Genomic DNA, 15,429 nt, shown 5'->3' with positions numbered 1-15,429 from the left:
CTGTTCGCTACTGCGGCGCAAGCGTTGCTCCATATCCAGGACGAACCAAGGAAGTCTCTCGATGCGTATCCGTCTGATGCTCGCCGCTACCCTCCTGACGCCTGCGCTCGCCTGCGCCGCGGCGCCCGCGTTTGCGCAAGGCCAGTCGGAGGGGTACAAGTTCCTGTCCGCGGTGCGCGATGCGAAGAACAACGAGGTGTTGGAGATGCTCGGCAAGCCGGGCAGCAGCATCATCAACACGCGCGACGTAACCAGCGGCGAAGGTGCGCTGCACATCGTCATCAAGCGCGGCGACGAGGTGTATCTGCGCTTCCTGCTGCAGAAGGGTGGGGATGCGAACCTGCGCGACGGCAAAGGCAATACGCCGCTGCTGCTCGCGGTGACGCTGGGGCAGACGGGCATGATCCCGATCCTGACCGCGGCGGGCGCGAACCCGAACCTGGCCAATTCGGCGGGCGAGACTCCGCTGATCCGCGCCGTGCAGCGTCGCGACGTGGGGATGATCCGCGTGTTGCTCAACGAGAATGCCGATCCCGACCAGGCCGATATCATCGCCGGCATGTCCGCGCGCGCCTATGCCAAGCAGGATGGACGCAACCCGATTGTGAGCAAGCTGCTGGAGGATGCGCCGAAGAAGGTGAAGAAGGCCGTGTCGGGTCCGAAGTTCTGATGTCCTGATCCTCCCCCGCCAGGGGGAGGTGGCGCGGAGCGACGGAGGGGGAGGACACGGAACCGAGGTTTCCCTTTCCTCCCCCTCCGTCTGGCCTGCGCCAGCCACCTCCCCCTGGCGGGGGAGGATTCTCAGGGTCAGAACGCCAACCCGTCGGCGTCCGGGTCCATCTGCGCGATCAGGCGCCGCGCCGCGCGCCGCGCGAACGCCAGCGTGCCCCGCTTACGGACATGCGCGGGCAGGGGAGTGGTATGCGCCTCGCGCACGATCGCCGCGTCGTAGCGGTCCGCGACGATGATCCCCGTGCGTTCGGGCAGGAACGCAGGACCATCCAGTGGTCCCACGTCGAACCCCGCCGGAACCGCCCAGAAATAGCGGTCGCAATGGCCGAGATAATCCGGCCATTTGCCATCGCCGAGCAGGTCCGCGCGCGACACCTTGATCTCGACGATGACGAGTTGCCCGCGCGCGTCGACAGCCATGAGATCGGCGCGGCGACCGCCGTCGAGCGGGACTTCGGTCATCGCGGTAAGATCATGACGCAGCAACATCCGGATGACGCCGCGCGCCACATCGGCGGCACACAGCGGCGATCCCGGTTCGTCGATGCAGGAGTCCGGCGGCATATCGAGCATGCCCCGGAAATAGAACAATCCGCGAACGAGGCAAGCTCATTCACGGATTGTGGTCATGGTCGTAGGAAAAACGTCTAGCTAAATCGCCGTCCCTGTCCCCGTTCGTGCTGAGCGAAGTCGAAGCACTGCGTTCGGGGCACACCCTTCGACTTCGCTCAGGGCGAACGGGTGTGAAGAGGCGAGGCGAGGGGCGGCGTTCAGCGCGGGAACGGCCGCTAAATCTCAGCGATAGAAGACGTGATTGCCGATCGAGGCGACCTTGATCGCGCGGACCGAGGGGCGGCGATCGGGGGTGTTGAAGTACAGCGCCTTCTGGGCGGGGCTGTTCCACGCATCGGCGAGGGCGACTTTGGCGACCGCGACTGCGGTGCGGTAGGCGGTGCCGGCGTTGATGGTGGGGATCTGGCCACCGCGGACGAAGCTGAACTGGCCGCGCTGCTTGACGACGGCGCAGACGTCGGCGGGGAAACGACCCGACTTGGCGCGGTTGATGATGACTTCGGCGACCGCGAGCTGGCCGGTCAGCGGCTCACCCTTCGACTCGAAATAGATAGCGCCAGCGAGGCACTGGAGCGCGTCGTCGGCGGCGGCGCTATCCTGCGCGGCAACGGCCTGAGCGAGCGTATCGAATTCTTCGGCTTCTGCGACGGCAGGGCTAACTGCGGTGTTCTGGGCGTTCGTCTCGACAGGTGCGACGGTGGTGGCAACTGGAGCGATCTGCGGAACATTCTGCGGCGAGAGCGCGTTTAGATTGGCGAGAGCAGTGAGATTGATGGTCGAGCGATCGATACCGGTTGCCTGACCGGGAGCGCTGTTGCCGAGCAGGCCGGCGAGAGAAAACGTCATGACCGCGATCGTCGCAGCCCGCTGAAGAATCGTCATTCAAACTTATTCAGATGCGGTTGGACCACGGAACCAATCGTACGAGACGATCGTCCGGGCATCCCCCCGACTGCGTAACTGATCCGGATCGCACCCGTCCCAGCACAACGCCAATCAATGTTGCAATTCCCCTCTATTGGGGGGGCTTTCGAGTCAATCGTCGAGGATCGTTTGAGCGGCGAAGCGTTCCGCCGCTGCGATGTCCACCTCGATGACCCACAGATCCGGGTCGCTGGCGCGGCGGCGACGCCAATATCCGTCGAGGTCTTCGGGCGGGGTGGAGTCGATCAGCGCGGTCCGTCCATCGGGTCCGATGCCGCGTTCGAGCAGGCGGGGGGGGGCGCCCTTGTCGATCGCGATGACCAGGATCGCGCCGCCTTGCGGGTCGCCTTTTGCCATTACCGCGCCGAAGCCACCGGCGTCGTTGACGCGCCGCAGCAGCGCGCTGACGAGGACTCCGCTGGGGAGACGACCGCTCATGCTGCGCTGCGGTATCCGGGGAGGCCGGCGAGCGCGATCCGGGAGCGCATGAACGTGCCGGTGCCTCTTGCCGCTTCTTCACCGTCCGCGTCGATCAGCCGGGCATCCGCGACGAACACGCGTCGCTTGCCGCTGATCCAGCGTCCCTCGGCGATCACCGGACCGACTTTCAACGGTCGCGTGAGGAGAAGGTTGAAGGCGGTGGTGAGCAGGAAACGGTCGGTGACCAGGCTGTTGCAGGCGTAGAAGGCGGCGTCGTCGAGCATCTTGAAATAGCTCGTGCCGTGCGCCGCGCCGCCGGCGTGGTAGTGGCGCTCGTCGATCGTGAAATGGATGCGCGCGACGCCGGCTTCGGGAATTTCCAGCGAGGAGTCGAAGAAGCGGTTGATCGGTGCCTGGGCGTAGAGAGACTCCAGTGCGCGGAAATGCGCGTCTGCGCCGGCTGTGTTCGGGATGTCAGACATCTGTTTCGCTCGGGGCCAGCCCACTACCGTCATCCTGACGAAAGTCAGGACCCAGAGCCATGAAGGGCTGTCCTTTGGTACCCTGGGTCCTGACTTTCGTCAGGATGACGGGGTGGTGTGTGAAGGCCTTACGCGGCATCGCGGACCTCGTCGGCGGTGAACAGCGCGTAGACCGCGTCGGGCGAACCGCCGCCGCGCAGTTTCTCGAGGAACGCCTTGTCGCGCAGCCGTCGCGAGACGCGGGCGAGGGCCTTCAGGTGGACCGCGCCGGCGTCGGTGGGGGAGAGCAGCATGAAGACGAGATCGACGGGGAGATCGTCGACCGCCTGGAAGTCGACCGGCTCTGCCAGCCGCGCGAACACGCCCGTTACTTGCGCGAGCCCTTCGAGCTTGGCGTGCGGGATCGCGACGCCGCCGCCGAACCCGGTCGAGCCGAGTTTCTCGCGCGCAGCCAGCCGATCGGCGATCATCTTGGGGTCTGCATCGAGTATCTCAGACGCAACCGTGGCGAGATGCTGGAACACTGCCTTCTTGTTTTTGGCGATCACGCCCGTCTGCACTGCGTCGGGACGCAGCATGTCACTGAAATCGGTCATTGTGTTCAATGTCTCAAGCGCCCCCGCGCGCGTCCGCCTTAACGGGTTGCGCGGGGGCGTAAAGGCGCGGCTTGAGACCCGCGCCTTTATGGACCCTTCTTTATTGGGCCGGGGTAGCCGCTGCTCGCTGTGGCTCGACCCAACCGATCGTGCCATCGCCGCGACGATAGACCATGTTGTGCGCGCCGGTGCCCGCATTCATGAACAGCAACGCGGCGGTGTTGCGCAGATCGAGCATCATCACCGCGTCGGACACGCTGGCCTCGGGGATATCGACGCGCGTTTCCGCGATGATCAGCGGTGCGTCCGCGACATCGTCTTCCTCGATGCTTTCCTGGAACAGCGTGTAGCCGGCATTGTCGTAGCCATTGCTCTCGGCGATCGCGACCGCTTCGCCGGCGTGGCGATCCTTCAGGCGGCGCATGTAGCGGCGGAGTTGGGTCTCGATCTTCGCGGCGGCGCCATCGAAGGCAGCGCGCGCGTCATAGGCTTCGGCATGGCCCTTGAGCACGAGGCCCTTCATCACGTGCGAGACGATGTCGCATTTGAAGCCGGCGTCGTGCGGCCCCTTGCCGAACGTGACCTCGGCCGAGATGGCGCGCGAGAAATACTTGTCGGCGATACCCTGGAGTCGGTCTTCCACGTGGCTGTTGAGTGCTTCGCCAGTGTCAACCTGATGACCAGAAATCCGGATATCCATTGTCGTCTCCTTGTCGGCGTTACAGTCTTCGAGCGGTCCTATTGGCTCCACCCTGCCAGCGTCATCCGGACGCCACGGCCCCCCAGATCGGATCCTTGATCCCCTTCATAAACGCAGCATGGGCCGCAAGGTCTCCCTCGCTCACCGCGAAAACGCGGGCAGGGCGAACGACCCGAGGCGCCTGTGCGACGATCGGAGTCGCGGCGGTGCTGCCGGTATCGCCGAGCAGGCCGAGCCCGATCTGACGACCGCCCATCAGCTCGACATAGACCTGCGCGAGCAACTGCGCGTCGAGCAGCGCGCCGTGCAGGACGCGGTGGCTGCGATCGATTCCGAAGCGCGAGCAGAGCGCGTCGAGCGAATGCTTGGCGCCGGGGTGACGGCTGCGCGCGATCTGCAACGTATCGACCATCCGCTTCATGTGGATGATCTGGCGACCGCACTTGGTGAGCTCGCCATTGAGGAACGAGAAGTCGAAGCCGGCATTGTGCGCGATCATCGGCGCGTCGCCGACGAATTCGAGCAGGTCCTCGACCGCGTCGGCGAACTTGGGCTTGTCGGAGAGGAACTGCGCGCTCAACCCGTGGACGTTGAATGCCTCGACCGGCATGTCGCGTTCGGGGTGGTAATAGGCGTGGAAGGTGCGGCCGGTCTCGACCCGGTTGAGCATCTCGACGCAGCCGATTTCGACCATGCGGTCGCCGCCGGAAAAACTGAGGCCGGTGGTTTCGGTATCGAAGACGATCTCACGCATCTCGATGGTATCGGCTCAGATTTCCAAGGATGCAAGCACCGCCCGGACTTGCGCGCGCGTTGCGTCGAAGCTCGTGTCGGTGTGGATCACGTGATCAGCGCGGGCGCGTTTTTCGGTGTCGGGGGTCTGTCGCGCGAGGATGGCGGCGAACTTTTCGGCGGTCATGCCGGGACGGGCGAGGACGCGGGCGCGCTGGACGTCGGGGGCGGCGGAGACGACGACGATGACGTCGACGTTGCGATCGCCGCCGGTCTCGAACAGCAGGGGGACGTCGAAGACGACTCGCTTGCCGCCGTGCTTGGCGAGGAAGGCGGCGCGTTCTTTGCCGACGGCGGGGTGGACGATCGCTTCGATTCGCTTGATCGCGGCGTCGTCGCCGAACACCGCTGCCCCGAGTTTCGCGCGATCGACTGCGCCGTTGGCGGTGGTGCCCGGGAAGGCGGCTTCGATCGTAGCGACGAGTCGACCGCCTATACCTTGTAAGCGGTGGACGGTCGCGTCGGCGTCGAACACCGGGACGCCCTCGTCGGCGAACATCGCGGCGACGGCTGATTTGCCCATGCCGATCGATCCGGTGAGGCCGATGATCATTTTGTCAGCAGCGCGCGGAGTTCGTCGTCGCTGTCGCGCGGTGGTTCCACGTGGAACAATATTTCGAACGCAACGGCAGCTTGGCCGATCAGCATTTCCAGGCCATCGACGGTTTCAAGATCGCGTGCGCGTGCCGCCTTCAGGAGACCGGTTTCGAGCGGGGAATAGACGATGTCGTAGACCAGCGAGTCCGGTTCGAGCGCGCCGAGATCGATGTCGAGCGGTGGCTGGCCGGCCATGCCGAGTACGCTGGCGTTGACGAGCAGGCGCGATGGCGGGGCGGCGGGGCCGATCGGTAGCGCCTGGCCCTTGAGGCCGAAGGTCGACAGCAACGCCGCCCCCTTGAGCGGATTGCGGTTTAGGATGGTGACGGGGCCGACGCCCATGCGCGACAGCGCGAACAGGATCGCGCGGGCGGCACCACCTGCGCCGATCACAGTGACGGGCTGGCCGGCGATGTCGAGGTCGTCGATTGGCGCCCAGAATCCGGCGGCGTCGGTGTTGGTGCCGATGCAGTCGCCGGCCTGGTTGCGGAACACGGTGTTGATCGCGCCGATCGTCCCGCGGACGTTGCCGGGATCGGAGACGTGGTCGAGCGCGGCGAGCTTGTGCGGCATCGTGATGTTGCACCCGCGCCAGGCGGGGTCGGCTTTGCGTTCGGCGAAATAGGCGGGGAGGTCTGCTGTCGTGACGAGCTTGTGGCGGTACTCTGCATCGATCCCGAGCGCGTCGAGCCAGAAGCCGTGGATTATCGGCGATTTCGACTGCGCGATCGGATCGCCGATCACTTCTGCATAGGGACGGGTCATTCGAAGCTCCGTGTTTCCCCGCGGAGGCGGGGATCCAGTCTGGGCACCCGCCTTCGCGGGTGAATAAGGTTTAGTCTAGCGCGGGCGGATTGCCAGGCGCGACCTTCCTTTCAATCCTCCCCCGCAAGGGGGAGGTGTCGCCGAAGGTGACGGAGGGGGAGGACACGGAACGCGCGTTTCGCATGCCTCCCCCTCCGTCTGGCAAGGGCCAGCCACCTCCCCTTGGCGGGGGAGGATTACAGTGCGTCGTCCCGTTTGAGATTACGTCGGCAACTCGCCGCGCGCGCGGAGGAAGTCGAGGACGTTGAGCAGCGGCATGCCGAGTACCGTGAACTGGCTTCCTTCGATCCTGGCGAACAGCTGCGCGCCGGGGCCTTCGATGCGGTAACAGCCGACGCAGCCCGAGATGGCGGGCCATTCCGCGTCGAGATACGTCTCGATGAATGCGTCGGACATCGGGCGGACGTGCATCTTCGCGCGCTCGACATGGCGCCAGATTGCCTGGCCGTTCTCGGCGATGACCGCGGCGCTCCACAAGTCGTGACGCTTGCCGGACATCAGTCGGAGATGCGCCGCCGCGTCGGCGCGGTCCACGGGCTTGTCGAGGATAGTGCCGTCTTCCAGTGCTACCAGCGAGTCACTGCCGAGGACGAGATAGCCCGGCATCCGCGCGGACACCTTCAGCGCCTTCAGTTCGGCCAGCGCGTCCGCAAGATCGCGCGGCGACAGGTCGCGCAGCGCCGCCTTTGCCGCATCCTCATCGACGCCGGCGAAGGTCGCCTCGAACGGTACGCCGGCGGCGGTCAGCATCGCGCGGCGCGAGGCGCTTTGCGAGGCGAGGATCAGGCTCATGACTCGACCTTCGGAGCGGCGTCGGCGCGGCGCTGGTTGCACAAGGCGATGATCGCCGCCGCGGTTTCCTCGATCGAGCGGCGCGTAACGTCGATCACCGGCCAGCCATTGTCGGCGAACATGCGGCGCGCAAAGGCGAGTTCACGCATCACCGCTTCCTCCTCGACATAGGACGTGTCGGGCTGCTGGTTGAGCGACAGCAGGCGGTTGCGGCGGACCTGGATCAGTCGATCCGCACTGGTCGTGAGGCCGACGATCAGCGGGTTTTTGAGCTTGTAGAGGTTCAGCGGTGGTGGGCTTTCCACGACGATCGGGATGTTCGCGGTCTTGTAGCCACGATTGGCGAGGTAGATCGAGGTCGGCGTCTTCGACGAACGCGACACGCCCGCGAGGACGATATCGGCCTCCTCCCATTCTTCCGATGCGATCCCGTCGTCGTGCGCGATCGTCCACTGGATGGCGTCGACACGCGCGAAATACGCCGCATCTAGGACGTGCTGGCGGCCAGGTCGCGCCTTCGCCTGCTGCCCGAGCAACCCCGATAGCGCGTCGTTCACGGGGTCGAGCGGCGCTACTGCCGGAAGACCTAGCGCCAGGCACCTCTGCTCGAGAATTCGCCGCGTCGCGGGGTTCACCAGCGTGAAAACTACCAGCCCCGGGTTCTGCGCGATCTCCTGGAGGATGCGCTCGAGATGCGCCTCGGTCCGTACCATCGGCCAGAAATGGCGGACCGTCTCGACGTCGTCATATTGCGCCAGCGCCGCCTTCGCGATGTTCTCCAGCGTCTCGCCGGTCGAATCCGACAACAGATGAAGGTGGAGCCGGATCATCGGCATTCTGTCCCCAGCGACGGGGTCCCTGGGCGTGGATCTGTGGATAACATGGGGAGAAGGGCTAGCGTAACTCATCCCCCTCGCCAAGCGACGGGTGTGCCGTGGATAACACCCATTCTATCCACACCGCCGCGCACAGGGGCTGATTTTATCCACAGGCTGTGGGTAATGGGGAGCCTTGAATCGAATCAGCGCGTTTGTGGGCGTGCTAAGGGGTCAAGCTGTTGGCATTTCCGGGATCACCGCATAAGTCCCGGGTTCAACCGCCCAACCACTGCAACAACCTATTTCTAAAATCTTCTTATAGTAGAAGAAGGGTGCTCCGCTGACCGATCCGACCCCTAATACGCCTGCCTTCAAGCCCCTCCTGGCGACCCTTCGCGGAGAGCGTCAGGCCGTGCCGCCGCTGTGGCTCATGCGGCAGGCGGGGCGGTATCTCCCCGAATACCGCGAACTCCGCGCGGAGAAGGGCGGCTTCCTCGCGCTTGCGACCGATCCCGAAGCGGCGGCCGAGGTGACGCTGCAGCCGATCCGTCGGTTCGGGTTCGACGGATCGATCCTGTTCTCGGACATCCTGATGATCCCGTGGGCGCTCGGGCAGGATCTGAGCTTCGGGGTCGGCGAGGGGCCTCGGCTCGAGCCGGCGTTGGTCGACCATGCGCTCGATCGGTTGCAGCCGGTGATGGGGCGGCTGGAGCCGGTCTACGGCACCGTCGCAAAGGTCGCCGCAGCCTTGCCACCCGAGACGACGTTCCTGGGCTTTGCGGGGTCTCCCTGGACGGTCGCAACGTACATGGTGGCGGGGAAGGGCTCGAAGGATCAGTCCGAGACGCGGCGTTTCGCGTATCGCGATCCCGAGGCGTTCGGTGCGATCATCGATGCGATCGCCGACAATACGGTCGAGTATCTCGCGCGGCAGGTCGAGGCGGGCGTCGACGTGGTGCAGCTGTTCGACAGCTGGTCGGGGTCGCTATCGCCCGCACAGTTCGAGCGCTGGGTGATCGCGCCGACCGCGTCGATCGTCGAGCGCCTGCACGCGCGCTGCCCCGGCGTGCCGATCATCGGCTTTCCGAAGGGGGCGGGCGGCAAGCTGCCGGCGTATGCGCGCGAGACGGGTGTCGATGCGATCGGGCTGGACGAGACGGTCGATCCGGTCTGGGCGCACGCCTCGCTGCCTGCGGATATGCCTGTGCAGGGCAACCTCGATCCGCTGGCGTTGATCGCGGGCGGCGCGGATCTCGATGCGGCAGTCGACCGGATCCTGGCGGCGTTCGTCGAGCGCCCGCACGTCTTCAACCTCGGCCATGGCATCCTTCCCGACACACCAATCGAGCACGTCGAGCAGCTGATCGCCCGCGTAAGGAGCACGACATGAGCGGATTTCTCGGCGCTGCCTATGACTGGGTGAAGGCGGCGCATCTGATTTTCGTGATCTTCTGGATGGCGGGGCTGTTCATGCTGCCGCGCTATCTAGTGTATCATCAGGAGGCGCTGGCGGCGGGCAACACGACCGAGGCGGCGAACTGGGTCGAGCGCGAGAGCAAGATCCGCCACATCATCCTGACGCCGGCGATGATCGTCGTCTGGGTGCTGGGGATCGCGCTGGCGCTGAACCTGGGGCTTGCGGACGGTGCGCCGGGGCTGGGGTGGTTGCACCTGAAGTTGCTGCTGGTGTTCCTGCTGACGGGGTATCACGGCTGGGCGGTCGGCTATGCGAAAAAGCTCGCCGCGGGGAAGCCGACGCTGGCGGGGAAGCAGTTGCGGATCTTGAACGAGGTGCCGGCGCTGGCGGTGACGCTGATCGTCGTGCTGGTGATCGTTAAGCCGTTCTGAGTGCCACGTCATCCTGGACTTGATCCAGGATCTAGAGCGGCGGACGATACCGCTCGTGTCTCTGGATCCTGGGTCGAGCCCAGGATGACGGCCCGAGCGGGGTACGCACTCCCGCTTGACTAACCGCCCCCCCAATTCTAACCCCTTCTCCCAACACGGCCTCCTGGCGTCCTGCCCGGTCGTGGGTTCCAGAAGACTCGTCTCGCCCAGTTCCGCTTCCCAAGCGCACCGCCGACCGAGCGTTCTCCCGTTGATTGCTATCCGGAAATCCCCATGCATCTCAAAGACCTGAAGAAGAAGAAACCCGCCGAGCTGGTCCAGCTGGCCGAGGAACTGGGGGTCGAGAGCGCCTCGACGCTGCGCAAGCAGGACCTGCTGTTCGCGATCCTGAAGGTCCAGGCGGACAATGGCGACCAGATCATGGGGCTCGGCACGATCGAAGTGCTGCCCGATGGCTTCGGCTTCCTGCGCTCGCCGGAATCGAACTATCTCGCCGGTCCGGACGACATCTACATCTCGCCGAACCAGGTGCGGAAGTTCGGCCTGCGTACCGGTGACACGGTAGAGGGCGAGATCCGCGGACCGAAGGATGGCGAACGCTATTTCTCGCTGGTGAAGCTCACCGCGGTCAATTTCGACGACCCCGACGTCGTCCGCCACCGCGTCAATTTCGACAACCTCACGCCGCTCTACCCCGAGAGCAAGCTGACGCTCGATCCCGCCGACCCGACCGTCAAGGACAAGTCCGCGCGGGTGATCGACATCGTCTCGCCGCAGGGCAAGGGCCAGCGTACGCTGATCGTCGCCCCGCCGCGCGTCGGCAAGACGGTCATGTTGCAGAACATGGCCAAGGCGATCACCGACAACCACCCCGAGGTGTTCCTGATCGTCCTGCTGATCGACGAGCGGCCTGAGGAAGTCACCGACATGCAGCGCAGCGTGAAGGGCGAGGTGGTCAGCTCGACCTTCGACGAACCCGCACAGCGTCACGTGCAAGTCGCTGAAATGGTGATCGAAAAGGCCAAGCGCCTGGTCGAGCACAAGAAGGACGTGGTGATCCTGCTCGACTCGATCACGCGTCTGGGGCGTGCCTACAACACCGTCGTGCCGTCGTCGGGCAAGGTCCTGACCGGTGGTGTCGACGCGAACGCGCTGCAGCGTCCGAAGCGCTTCTTCGGTGCCGCGCGCAATATCGAGGAGGGCGGGTCGCTCTCGATCATCGCCACCGCGCTGATCGATACGGGCAGCCGCATGGACGAGGTGATCTTCGAGGAGTTCAAGGGCACCGGCAACTCGGAAATCGTGCTCGATCGCAAGGTCGCGGACAAGCGCATCTTCCCGGCGCTGGACGTCGGCAAGTCGGGCACGCGCAAGGAAGAGCTGCTGGTCGACAAGGCCAAGCTCAGCAAGATGTGGGTCCTGCGCCGCATCCTGATGCAGATGGGCACGATCGACGCGATGGAATTCCTGCTCGACAAGATGAAGGATTCGAAGACCAACGAGAATTTCTTCGACAGCATGAATCAATAACCGAGTGCGGCCTGCTGCAAGCTGCAGCAGGACTCGCACCGGTTCGGCCGGCGGGGGCGCGAGCCTCCCGACCGACGACATGGGCTTTGCCCATGTCCGCCAAGCAGACCCAAGCGGCACGCGAGAGCAATGGCTTTCGCGTGCCGTTTCGCTATTAAACCCTACGTAATCCGTCACCGGGAGCTGACATCTTGAGTATCATCGCCATGCTGGCCGCCGCCGCATCGAGCACCGCGGGCCCCGGCTCGCCGCTGGAGATCTGGCAGCACATCGTCGCCGACTTTTCCAACCTCGGCGACCCGAAGGCGCTCGCCGCATTCGGATCGGTCCTGATGATCGACCTCGTCCTCGCGGGCGACAACGCGATCGTCGTCGGCGCACTTGCCGCTGGCCTCCCTGCCGACCAGCGCAAGAAGGTCATCCTGATCGGCATCGGCGCCGCGCTCGTTCTGCGCATCTTCTTCGCGTTGATCGTCACGTGGCTGATGGGCATCGTCGGGCTGATCTTCGCGGGCGGCCTGTTGCTGCTCTGGGTGAGCTGGAAGTTCTGGCGCGAAATCCGCGAAGGCGCAGAGAACGCGGGTTCCGAGGAAATCGAGGGCGATGAGCGCTCGGGTATCCGCTCCTCGAAGGGCTTTGCGAGCGCGGCCTGGGCCGTCGCTGTCGCCGACGTCTCGATGAGCCTCGACAACGTCCTGGCGGTCGCCGGCGCGGCGCGCGAGCACCCTGGCATCCTCGTCATCGGCCTGCTGCTGTCGGTCGCGATGATGGGTCTGGCGGCGAACTACATCGCGCGCGTCATCAACAAGTATCGCTGGATCGCGTATATCGGCCTCGCGGTGATCCTCGTGGTCGCGCTGAAGATGATCTACGAAGGCTGGGTCGGCACCGGCGAGACGCTCGGGATCATCTCGTTGCTGCGCTGATCGCGGTGCGAGTGGGATGAGAAAAGGCCTCGCCGGGATCGTCCGGCGAGGCCTTTTTCATGTCTGTCCCGAGCAACCCGTCACCCCGGAACAGGGTAACGGGGAGGGAGTGGTCAGCCCAGATTCTCTGCGAAGAACTTAGCCGTCCGCTCGTCCGCCAGCTTGGCCGACGCATCCGACCGCCGCTCGCCGAACTCGGTCGCGAAACCGTGGTCCTCGCCGGCGTAATCGTAGATCGTCACCTTAGGGTGATCGTCGAGCCCCGCGTGCATCGCCGACTGTGCGTCCTTGTCGACGAAGTGATCCTCCTCCGGCACGTGCAGCAGCACCGGGTGTGCGATCGCGTGCTTTTCGCCGAGCAGGCCGTCGATCCCGACGCCGTAATAGCCGACGCTCGCATCGACGTCGGTCCGCGCCGCGGTCATGAACGCGAGGCGCCCGCCGAGGCAGTAGCCGACCACGCCGACCTTTGCGTCGTCACCGAGTTCCGACCGGACCGCGCGGATGCTCGCTTCGATATCGGCGATGCCCTTGTCCTGGTCGAACTGGCCCATCAGACCGAGCGCACGATCCATCTCGGGCTTGATGTCCGGGTCGAGCTCGATACCCGGCTCGAGACGCCAGAACAGGTCGGGGGCGATCGCGAGATAGCCGGCCTCGGCGAGCGTATCGCACTTGCGGCGGATCCCGGCGTTCACGCCGAAGATCTCCTGGATCACGACGATCGCCGCCTTTGGCGTGCCTGCCGGAGTCGCGCGATACGCGGTGAATTCGCCATCGCCCGCGAGCGTGGCGATCTTGGTAGTGTTCGTCATAACAGTCCTCCTGGCGGCCGCTCGTGGTCGAGCAGCCGGGATTTGGTGATCGGGCCGTCCCCCGCGGAGTACGCACCAAGCGCTCCGCCGGCTCCAAGGATTCGGTGGCAGGGGACGATGATCGGAAAAGGATTGCGTGCACACGCTTGGCCGATCGCGCGCGGGCTGGAGCCGATCGCCCTGGCGAGCGCGCCGTAGCTGGCCGTGGTGCCGTAGGCGATGTCGACGATCGCCTGGCGAAGGTCGGCACCGCGCGGGGTAGGGGAGAGTGCGAGGGGCAGGTCGAACACGGTCAGCCGTCCGGCGAAATACGCGTCGATCTGGCGAAGTGCTTCGAGGATCGCGGGGGCGTCGCTGGCCGAACCATCCTTCACGCCGATATCGATCGCGTCGATCCGGTCCCCGGTGCCGGTGACGCGGACCAGGCCGATAGGAGTTGCGATCGAGGCGGCATCGCGCGCATACATTCCCCGCTATGCAGCGCCGCGATGGACCGCTCAAGCGTCATCGAGGGTGCCTCACATGAAGATGAATATCGAAATCGAATGTACCCCGGAGGAGGCGCGTCGCGCGGTCGGGCTGCCCGACCTGACGCCGATCCACGACCGCTATATCGCGATGATGATGGAGGCGATTCCCGACGGCCAGATGAAGCCGGAAATGCTCGAATCGATGATGCGCGGCTGGCAGCCGATGGGCGAGGCGGGGATGGCGATGTGGAAGCGCCTGTTCGATAGCGCGACGAAAAGCGGCTGAGTTTCCCGTGAAGACGATTTTCGCGGTATCGAGCGGACGACCGCCAGCGGCGATCGCTGTCGTTCGGGTGAGTGGGCCTCAGGCGTTTGCCGCGGCAGAGGCGCTGGCGGGACCTTTGCCGGCGCCGCGTCATGCTAGCCTCCGGGGACTGCGGGACAGCGATGGTGCGTTGCTCGACCGGGCGCTAGTGATCGTGTTTCCGGGACCCGCGACGGCGACCGGCGAAGACCTGGTCGAGTTTCATTGCCACGGTGGTCGCGCAGTGATCGCGGCGGTCGAGCGTGCGTTGTCGGTAATGTCCGGCTTACGTCATGCCGAGCCGGGGGAGTTCACCCGTCGCGCGCTGACCAATGGCCGCATCGACCTGACCGAGGCGGAGGGGCTCGCCGATCTTCTCGAAGCCGAGACCGAGAGCCAGCGCGTCGCTGCGATGACGGCGGCGGAGGGGCGGGTGAGCCAGGCTGTTCGCAGTTGGATGGACTCGGTAGCGATGCTGTCCGCGCGGGTCGAGGCTATGCTCGATTTTGCGGACGAGGATGACGTCGCGAGCGATACCGCGGCGTTCGACGCGATAGTCTTGGAGATCGCCGCGCTCGCCACGCAGATCGAGGCGGTGGTCGATGCCCCGCCGGTGGAGCGGCTGAAGGATGGGCTGCGGGTCGTTATTGGCGGCCCCCCCAACAGCGGCAAGTCGACATTGCTCAACCTGCTCGGCGAACGCGACGCGGCGATCGTCTCGCCGATCTCGGGAACGACGCGTGACCGCATCGACGTGCCGGTTACGCGGAACGGGGTTGCCTATGTACTGACCGACACTGCCGGTTTGATCGATACACTGGACCCGATCGAGGCGATCGGCGTCACGCGTGCGGAAGGTGCGCTCGCCGCGGCGGACATCGTGATGTGGCTGGCCGATACCGTGCCGCCCCGCGTCGATGCGATCTGGATTCATGCGCGTGCCGATCTGCCGGGGCGGGGAGAGTTGCCGTCTGGTCGGACATTGGCGGTTTCACAAAACGACCGTGGATCACTCGATGCCCTGTGGGGTGAACTGCATCGGCGAGCGATTGCTATGCTGCCGCGTGGCGATGAGATCGCATTGAAGCAGCATCAGCGTCGGCAGTGCGCCGCAGCTGTGGAGGCGCTTCGTGATCGAAGCTCGGACGCGCTTATCGTTGCGGAACACCTTCGACAGGCCCGCGCGCTTCTTGCTGGTGTGCTTGGGCTCGACGCAACTGGGGAGATGCTCGACGCGCTCTTCGGACGTTTCTGCATCGGGAAGTGATGTTCCACGTGGAACATC

General features: G+C 65.2%; 20 protein-coding genes. 7 read left to right on the top strand and 13 right to left on the bottom strand.

Annotated elements, in window-relative coordinates:
* Positions 1 to 61 precede the first annotated feature (61 nt).
* A complete protein-coding gene (locus O6W96_RS10530) occupies positions 62 to 670 on the top strand; it encodes an ankyrin repeat domain-containing protein (RefSeq protein ID WP_353469499.1) in 609 nt (202 codons plus the stop codon).
* 137 nt (positions 671 to 807) lie between these two features.
* Here O6W96_RS10530 and O6W96_RS10525 read toward each other — a convergent pair whose 3' ends face one another.
* The 11 genes from O6W96_RS10525 to O6W96_RS10475 form a co-directional block, all read right to left on the bottom strand.
* The gene (locus O6W96_RS10525) at positions 808 to 1,305 is read right to left on the bottom strand and encodes an MmcB family DNA repair protein (protein WP_353469498.1); all 498 of its coding nucleotides are present in this window, start codon (positions 1,303 to 1,305) and stop codon (positions 808 to 810) included.
* 222 nt (positions 1,306 to 1,527) lie between these two features.
* Positions 1,528 to 2,187: a cell wall hydrolase gene (locus O6W96_RS10520; RefSeq protein WP_353469497.1), complete on the bottom strand. Its 660-nt coding sequence runs from the start codon at positions 2,185 to 2,187 to the stop codon at positions 1,528 to 1,530.
* A gap of 153 nt (positions 2,188 to 2,340) precedes the next feature.
* Positions 2,341 to 2,667 (bottom strand): DUF1491 family protein, encoded by a 327-nt coding sequence (locus O6W96_RS10515; protein ID WP_353469496.1) that lies wholly within the window; start codon positions 2,665 to 2,667, stop codon positions 2,341 to 2,343.
* Entirely contained in the window at positions 2,664 to 3,131 is a 468-nt protein-coding gene (locus O6W96_RS10510; protein WP_353469495.1) for a PaaI family thioesterase, read from the bottom strand. The genes O6W96_RS10515 and O6W96_RS10510 overlap by 4 nt, the downstream gene beginning before the upstream one ends.
* A gap of 128 nt (positions 3,132 to 3,259) precedes the next feature.
* Positions 3,260 to 3,727: a PTS sugar transporter subunit IIA gene (locus O6W96_RS10505; protein ID WP_056064361.1), complete on the bottom strand. Its 468-nt coding sequence runs from the start codon at positions 3,725 to 3,727 to the stop codon at positions 3,260 to 3,262.
* Between the two features lie 100 nt (positions 3,728 to 3,827).
* On the bottom strand, positions 3,828 to 4,427 hold the full coding sequence (gene hpf, locus O6W96_RS10500; RefSeq protein WP_353469494.1) for a ribosome hibernation-promoting factor, HPF/YfiA family: 600 nt from the start codon (positions 4,425 to 4,427) through the stop codon (positions 3,828 to 3,830).
* 61 nt (positions 4,428 to 4,488) lie between these two features.
* Positions 4,489 to 5,181 carry a DNA polymerase III subunit epsilon gene (dnaQ, locus tag O6W96_RS10495; protein ID WP_353469493.1) on the bottom strand — a complete coding sequence of 231 codons (693 nt, stop codon included), beginning with the start codon at positions 5,179 to 5,181 and terminating at the stop codon, positions 4,489 to 4,491.
* 15 nt (positions 5,182 to 5,196) lie between these two features.
* Positions 5,197 to 5,772 (bottom strand): dephospho-CoA kinase, encoded by a 576-nt coding sequence (gene coaE / locus O6W96_RS10490; protein ID WP_353469492.1) that lies wholly within the window; start codon positions 5,770 to 5,772, stop codon positions 5,197 to 5,199.
* Positions 5,769 to 6,581 carry a shikimate dehydrogenase family protein gene (locus tag O6W96_RS10485; protein ID WP_353469491.1) on the bottom strand — a complete coding sequence of 271 codons (813 nt, stop codon included), beginning with the start codon at positions 6,579 to 6,581 and terminating at the stop codon, positions 5,769 to 5,771. The genes coaE and O6W96_RS10485 overlap by 4 nt, the downstream gene beginning before the upstream one ends.
* 261 nt (positions 6,582 to 6,842) lie before the next feature.
* Positions 6,843 to 7,433, bottom strand: coding sequence for a Maf family protein (locus tag O6W96_RS10480; RefSeq protein WP_353469490.1), 591 nt, complete (start codon positions 7,431 to 7,433; stop codon positions 6,843 to 6,845).
* Positions 7,430 to 8,263: a pyruvate, water dikinase regulatory protein gene (locus tag O6W96_RS10475; RefSeq protein WP_353469489.1), complete on the bottom strand. Its 834-nt coding sequence runs from the start codon at positions 8,261 to 8,263 to the stop codon at positions 7,430 to 7,432. The genes O6W96_RS10480 and O6W96_RS10475 overlap by 4 nt, the downstream gene beginning before the upstream one ends.
* 328 nt (positions 8,264 to 8,591) lie before the next feature.
* Here O6W96_RS10475 and hemE point away from each other — a divergent pair, with 328 nt between their 5' ends.
* The 4 genes from hemE (at position 8,592) to O6W96_RS10455 (ending at position 12,555) form a co-directional block, all read left to right on the top strand.
* Complete coding sequence (gene hemE, locus O6W96_RS10470) at positions 8,592 to 9,641, top strand: uroporphyrinogen decarboxylase (protein WP_353469965.1); 1,050 nt, start codon at positions 8,592 to 8,594, stop codon at positions 9,639 to 9,641.
* Entirely contained in the window at positions 9,638 to 10,099 is a 462-nt protein-coding gene (locus tag O6W96_RS10465; protein WP_353469488.1) for a CopD family protein, read from the top strand. Before hemE ends, O6W96_RS10465 begins: the two co-directional genes overlap by 4 nt.
* A gap of 273 nt (positions 10,100 to 10,372) precedes the next feature.
* On the top strand, positions 10,373 to 11,629 hold the full coding sequence (rho, locus tag O6W96_RS10460; RefSeq protein WP_031395107.1) for a transcription termination factor Rho: 1,257 nt from the start codon (positions 10,373 to 10,375) through the stop codon (positions 11,627 to 11,629).
* Positions 11,630 to 11,835: 206 nt separating this feature from the next.
* Entirely contained in the window at positions 11,836 to 12,555 is a 720-nt protein-coding gene (locus O6W96_RS10455; RefSeq protein WP_333924278.1) for a TerC family protein, read from the top strand.
* 113 nt (positions 12,556 to 12,668) lie between these two features.
* Here O6W96_RS10455 and O6W96_RS10450 read toward each other — a convergent pair whose 3' ends face one another.
* Entirely contained in the window at positions 12,669 to 13,370 is a 702-nt protein-coding gene (locus O6W96_RS10450; RefSeq protein WP_353469487.1) for a dienelactone hydrolase family protein, read from the bottom strand.
* Positions 13,367 to 13,837, bottom strand: coding sequence for a methylated-DNA--[protein]-cysteine S-methyltransferase (locus O6W96_RS10445; RefSeq protein WP_353469486.1), 471 nt, complete (start codon positions 13,835 to 13,837; stop codon positions 13,367 to 13,369). Before O6W96_RS10445 ends, O6W96_RS10450 begins: the two co-directional genes overlap by 4 nt.
* A 55-nt stretch (positions 13,838 to 13,892) precedes the next feature.
* On the opposite strand from O6W96_RS10445, the gene O6W96_RS10440 reads away from it, so the two are divergent.
* Positions 13,893 to 14,126 (top strand): DUF6489 family protein, encoded by a 234-nt coding sequence (locus O6W96_RS10440; protein ID WP_056053820.1) that lies wholly within the window; start codon positions 13,893 to 13,895, stop codon positions 14,124 to 14,126.
* Positions 14,127 to 14,133: 7 nt separating this feature from the next.
* Positions 14,134 to 15,411, top strand: a complete 1,278-nt coding sequence (gene mnmE, locus O6W96_RS10435; RefSeq protein WP_353469485.1) for a tRNA uridine-5-carboxymethylaminomethyl(34) synthesis GTPase MnmE — start codon at positions 14,134 to 14,136, stop codon at positions 15,409 to 15,411.
* Positions 15,412 to 15,429 lie beyond the last annotated feature (18 nt).

The organism is Sphingomonas faeni (genome assembly GCF_040407495.1).
GTDB lineage: Bacteria > Pseudomonadota > Alphaproteobacteria > Sphingomonadales > Sphingomonadaceae > Sphingomonas > Sphingomonas faeni_D.
The sequence above is the reverse complement of the archived record's forward strand: the minus strand, read 5'-3'. Positions and strand labels throughout refer to the sequence as shown.

Coding starts and splice junctions, on each gene's coding strand:
- hpf (WP_353469494.1), bottom strand. CDS start 4,427: ATGGATATCCGGATTTCTGGTCATCAGGTTGACACTGGCGAAGCACTC.
- O6W96_RS10475 (WP_353469489.1), bottom strand. CDS start 8,263: ATGATCCGGCTCCACCTTCATCTGTTGTCGGATTCGACCGGCGAGACG.
- O6W96_RS10445 (WP_353469486.1), bottom strand. CDS start 13,837: ATGTATGCGCGCGATGCCGCCTCGATCGCAACTCCTATCGGCCTGGTC.
- O6W96_RS10525 (WP_353469498.1), bottom strand. CDS start 1,305: ATGCTCGATATGCCGCCGGACTCCTGCATCGACGAACCGGGATCGCCG.
- O6W96_RS10480 (WP_353469490.1), bottom strand. CDS start 7,433: ATGAGCCTGATCCTCGCCTCGCAAAGCGCCTCGCGCCGCGCGATGCTG.
- O6W96_RS10515 (WP_353469496.1), bottom strand. CDS start 2,667: ATGAGCGGTCGTCTCCCCAGCGGAGTCCTCGTCAGCGCGCTGCTGCGG.
- O6W96_RS10485 (WP_353469491.1), bottom strand. CDS start 6,581: ATGACCCGTCCCTATGCAGAAGTGATCGGCGATCCGATCGCGCAGTCG.
- O6W96_RS10450 (WP_353469487.1), bottom strand. CDS start 13,370: ATGACGAACACTACCAAGATCGCCACGCTCGCGGGCGATGGCGAATTC.
- dnaQ (WP_353469493.1), bottom strand. CDS start 5,181: ATGCGTGAGATCGTCTTCGATACCGAAACCACCGGCCTCAGTTTTTCC.
- O6W96_RS10510 (WP_353469495.1), bottom strand. CDS start 3,131: ATGTCTGACATCCCGAACACAGCCGGCGCAGACGCGCATTTCCGCGCA.
- O6W96_RS10520 (WP_353469497.1), bottom strand. CDS start 2,187: ATGACGATTCTTCAGCGGGCTGCGACGATCGCGGTCATGACGTTTTCT.
- O6W96_RS10505 (WP_056064361.1), bottom strand. CDS start 3,727: ATGACCGATTTCAGTGACATGCTGCGTCCCGACGCAGTGCAGACGGGC.
- O6W96_RS10455 (WP_333924278.1), top strand. CDS start 11,836: ATGCTGGCCGCCGCCGCATCGAGCACCGCGGGCCCCGGCTCGCCGCTG.
- rho (WP_031395107.1), top strand. CDS start 10,373: ATGCATCTCAAAGACCTGAAGAAGAAGAAACCCGCCGAGCTGGTCCAG.
- O6W96_RS10465 (WP_353469488.1), top strand. CDS start 9,638: ATGAGCGGATTTCTCGGCGCTGCCTATGACTGGGTGAAGGCGGCGCAT.
- coaE (WP_353469492.1), bottom strand. CDS start 5,772: ATGATCATCGGCCTCACCGGATCGATCGGCATGGGCAAATCAGCCGTC.
- O6W96_RS10530 (WP_353469499.1), top strand. CDS start 62: ATGCGTATCCGTCTGATGCTCGCCGCTACCCTCCTGACGCCTGCGCTC.
- O6W96_RS10440 (WP_056053820.1), top strand. CDS start 13,893: ATGAAGATGAATATCGAAATCGAATGTACCCCGGAGGAGGCGCGTCGC.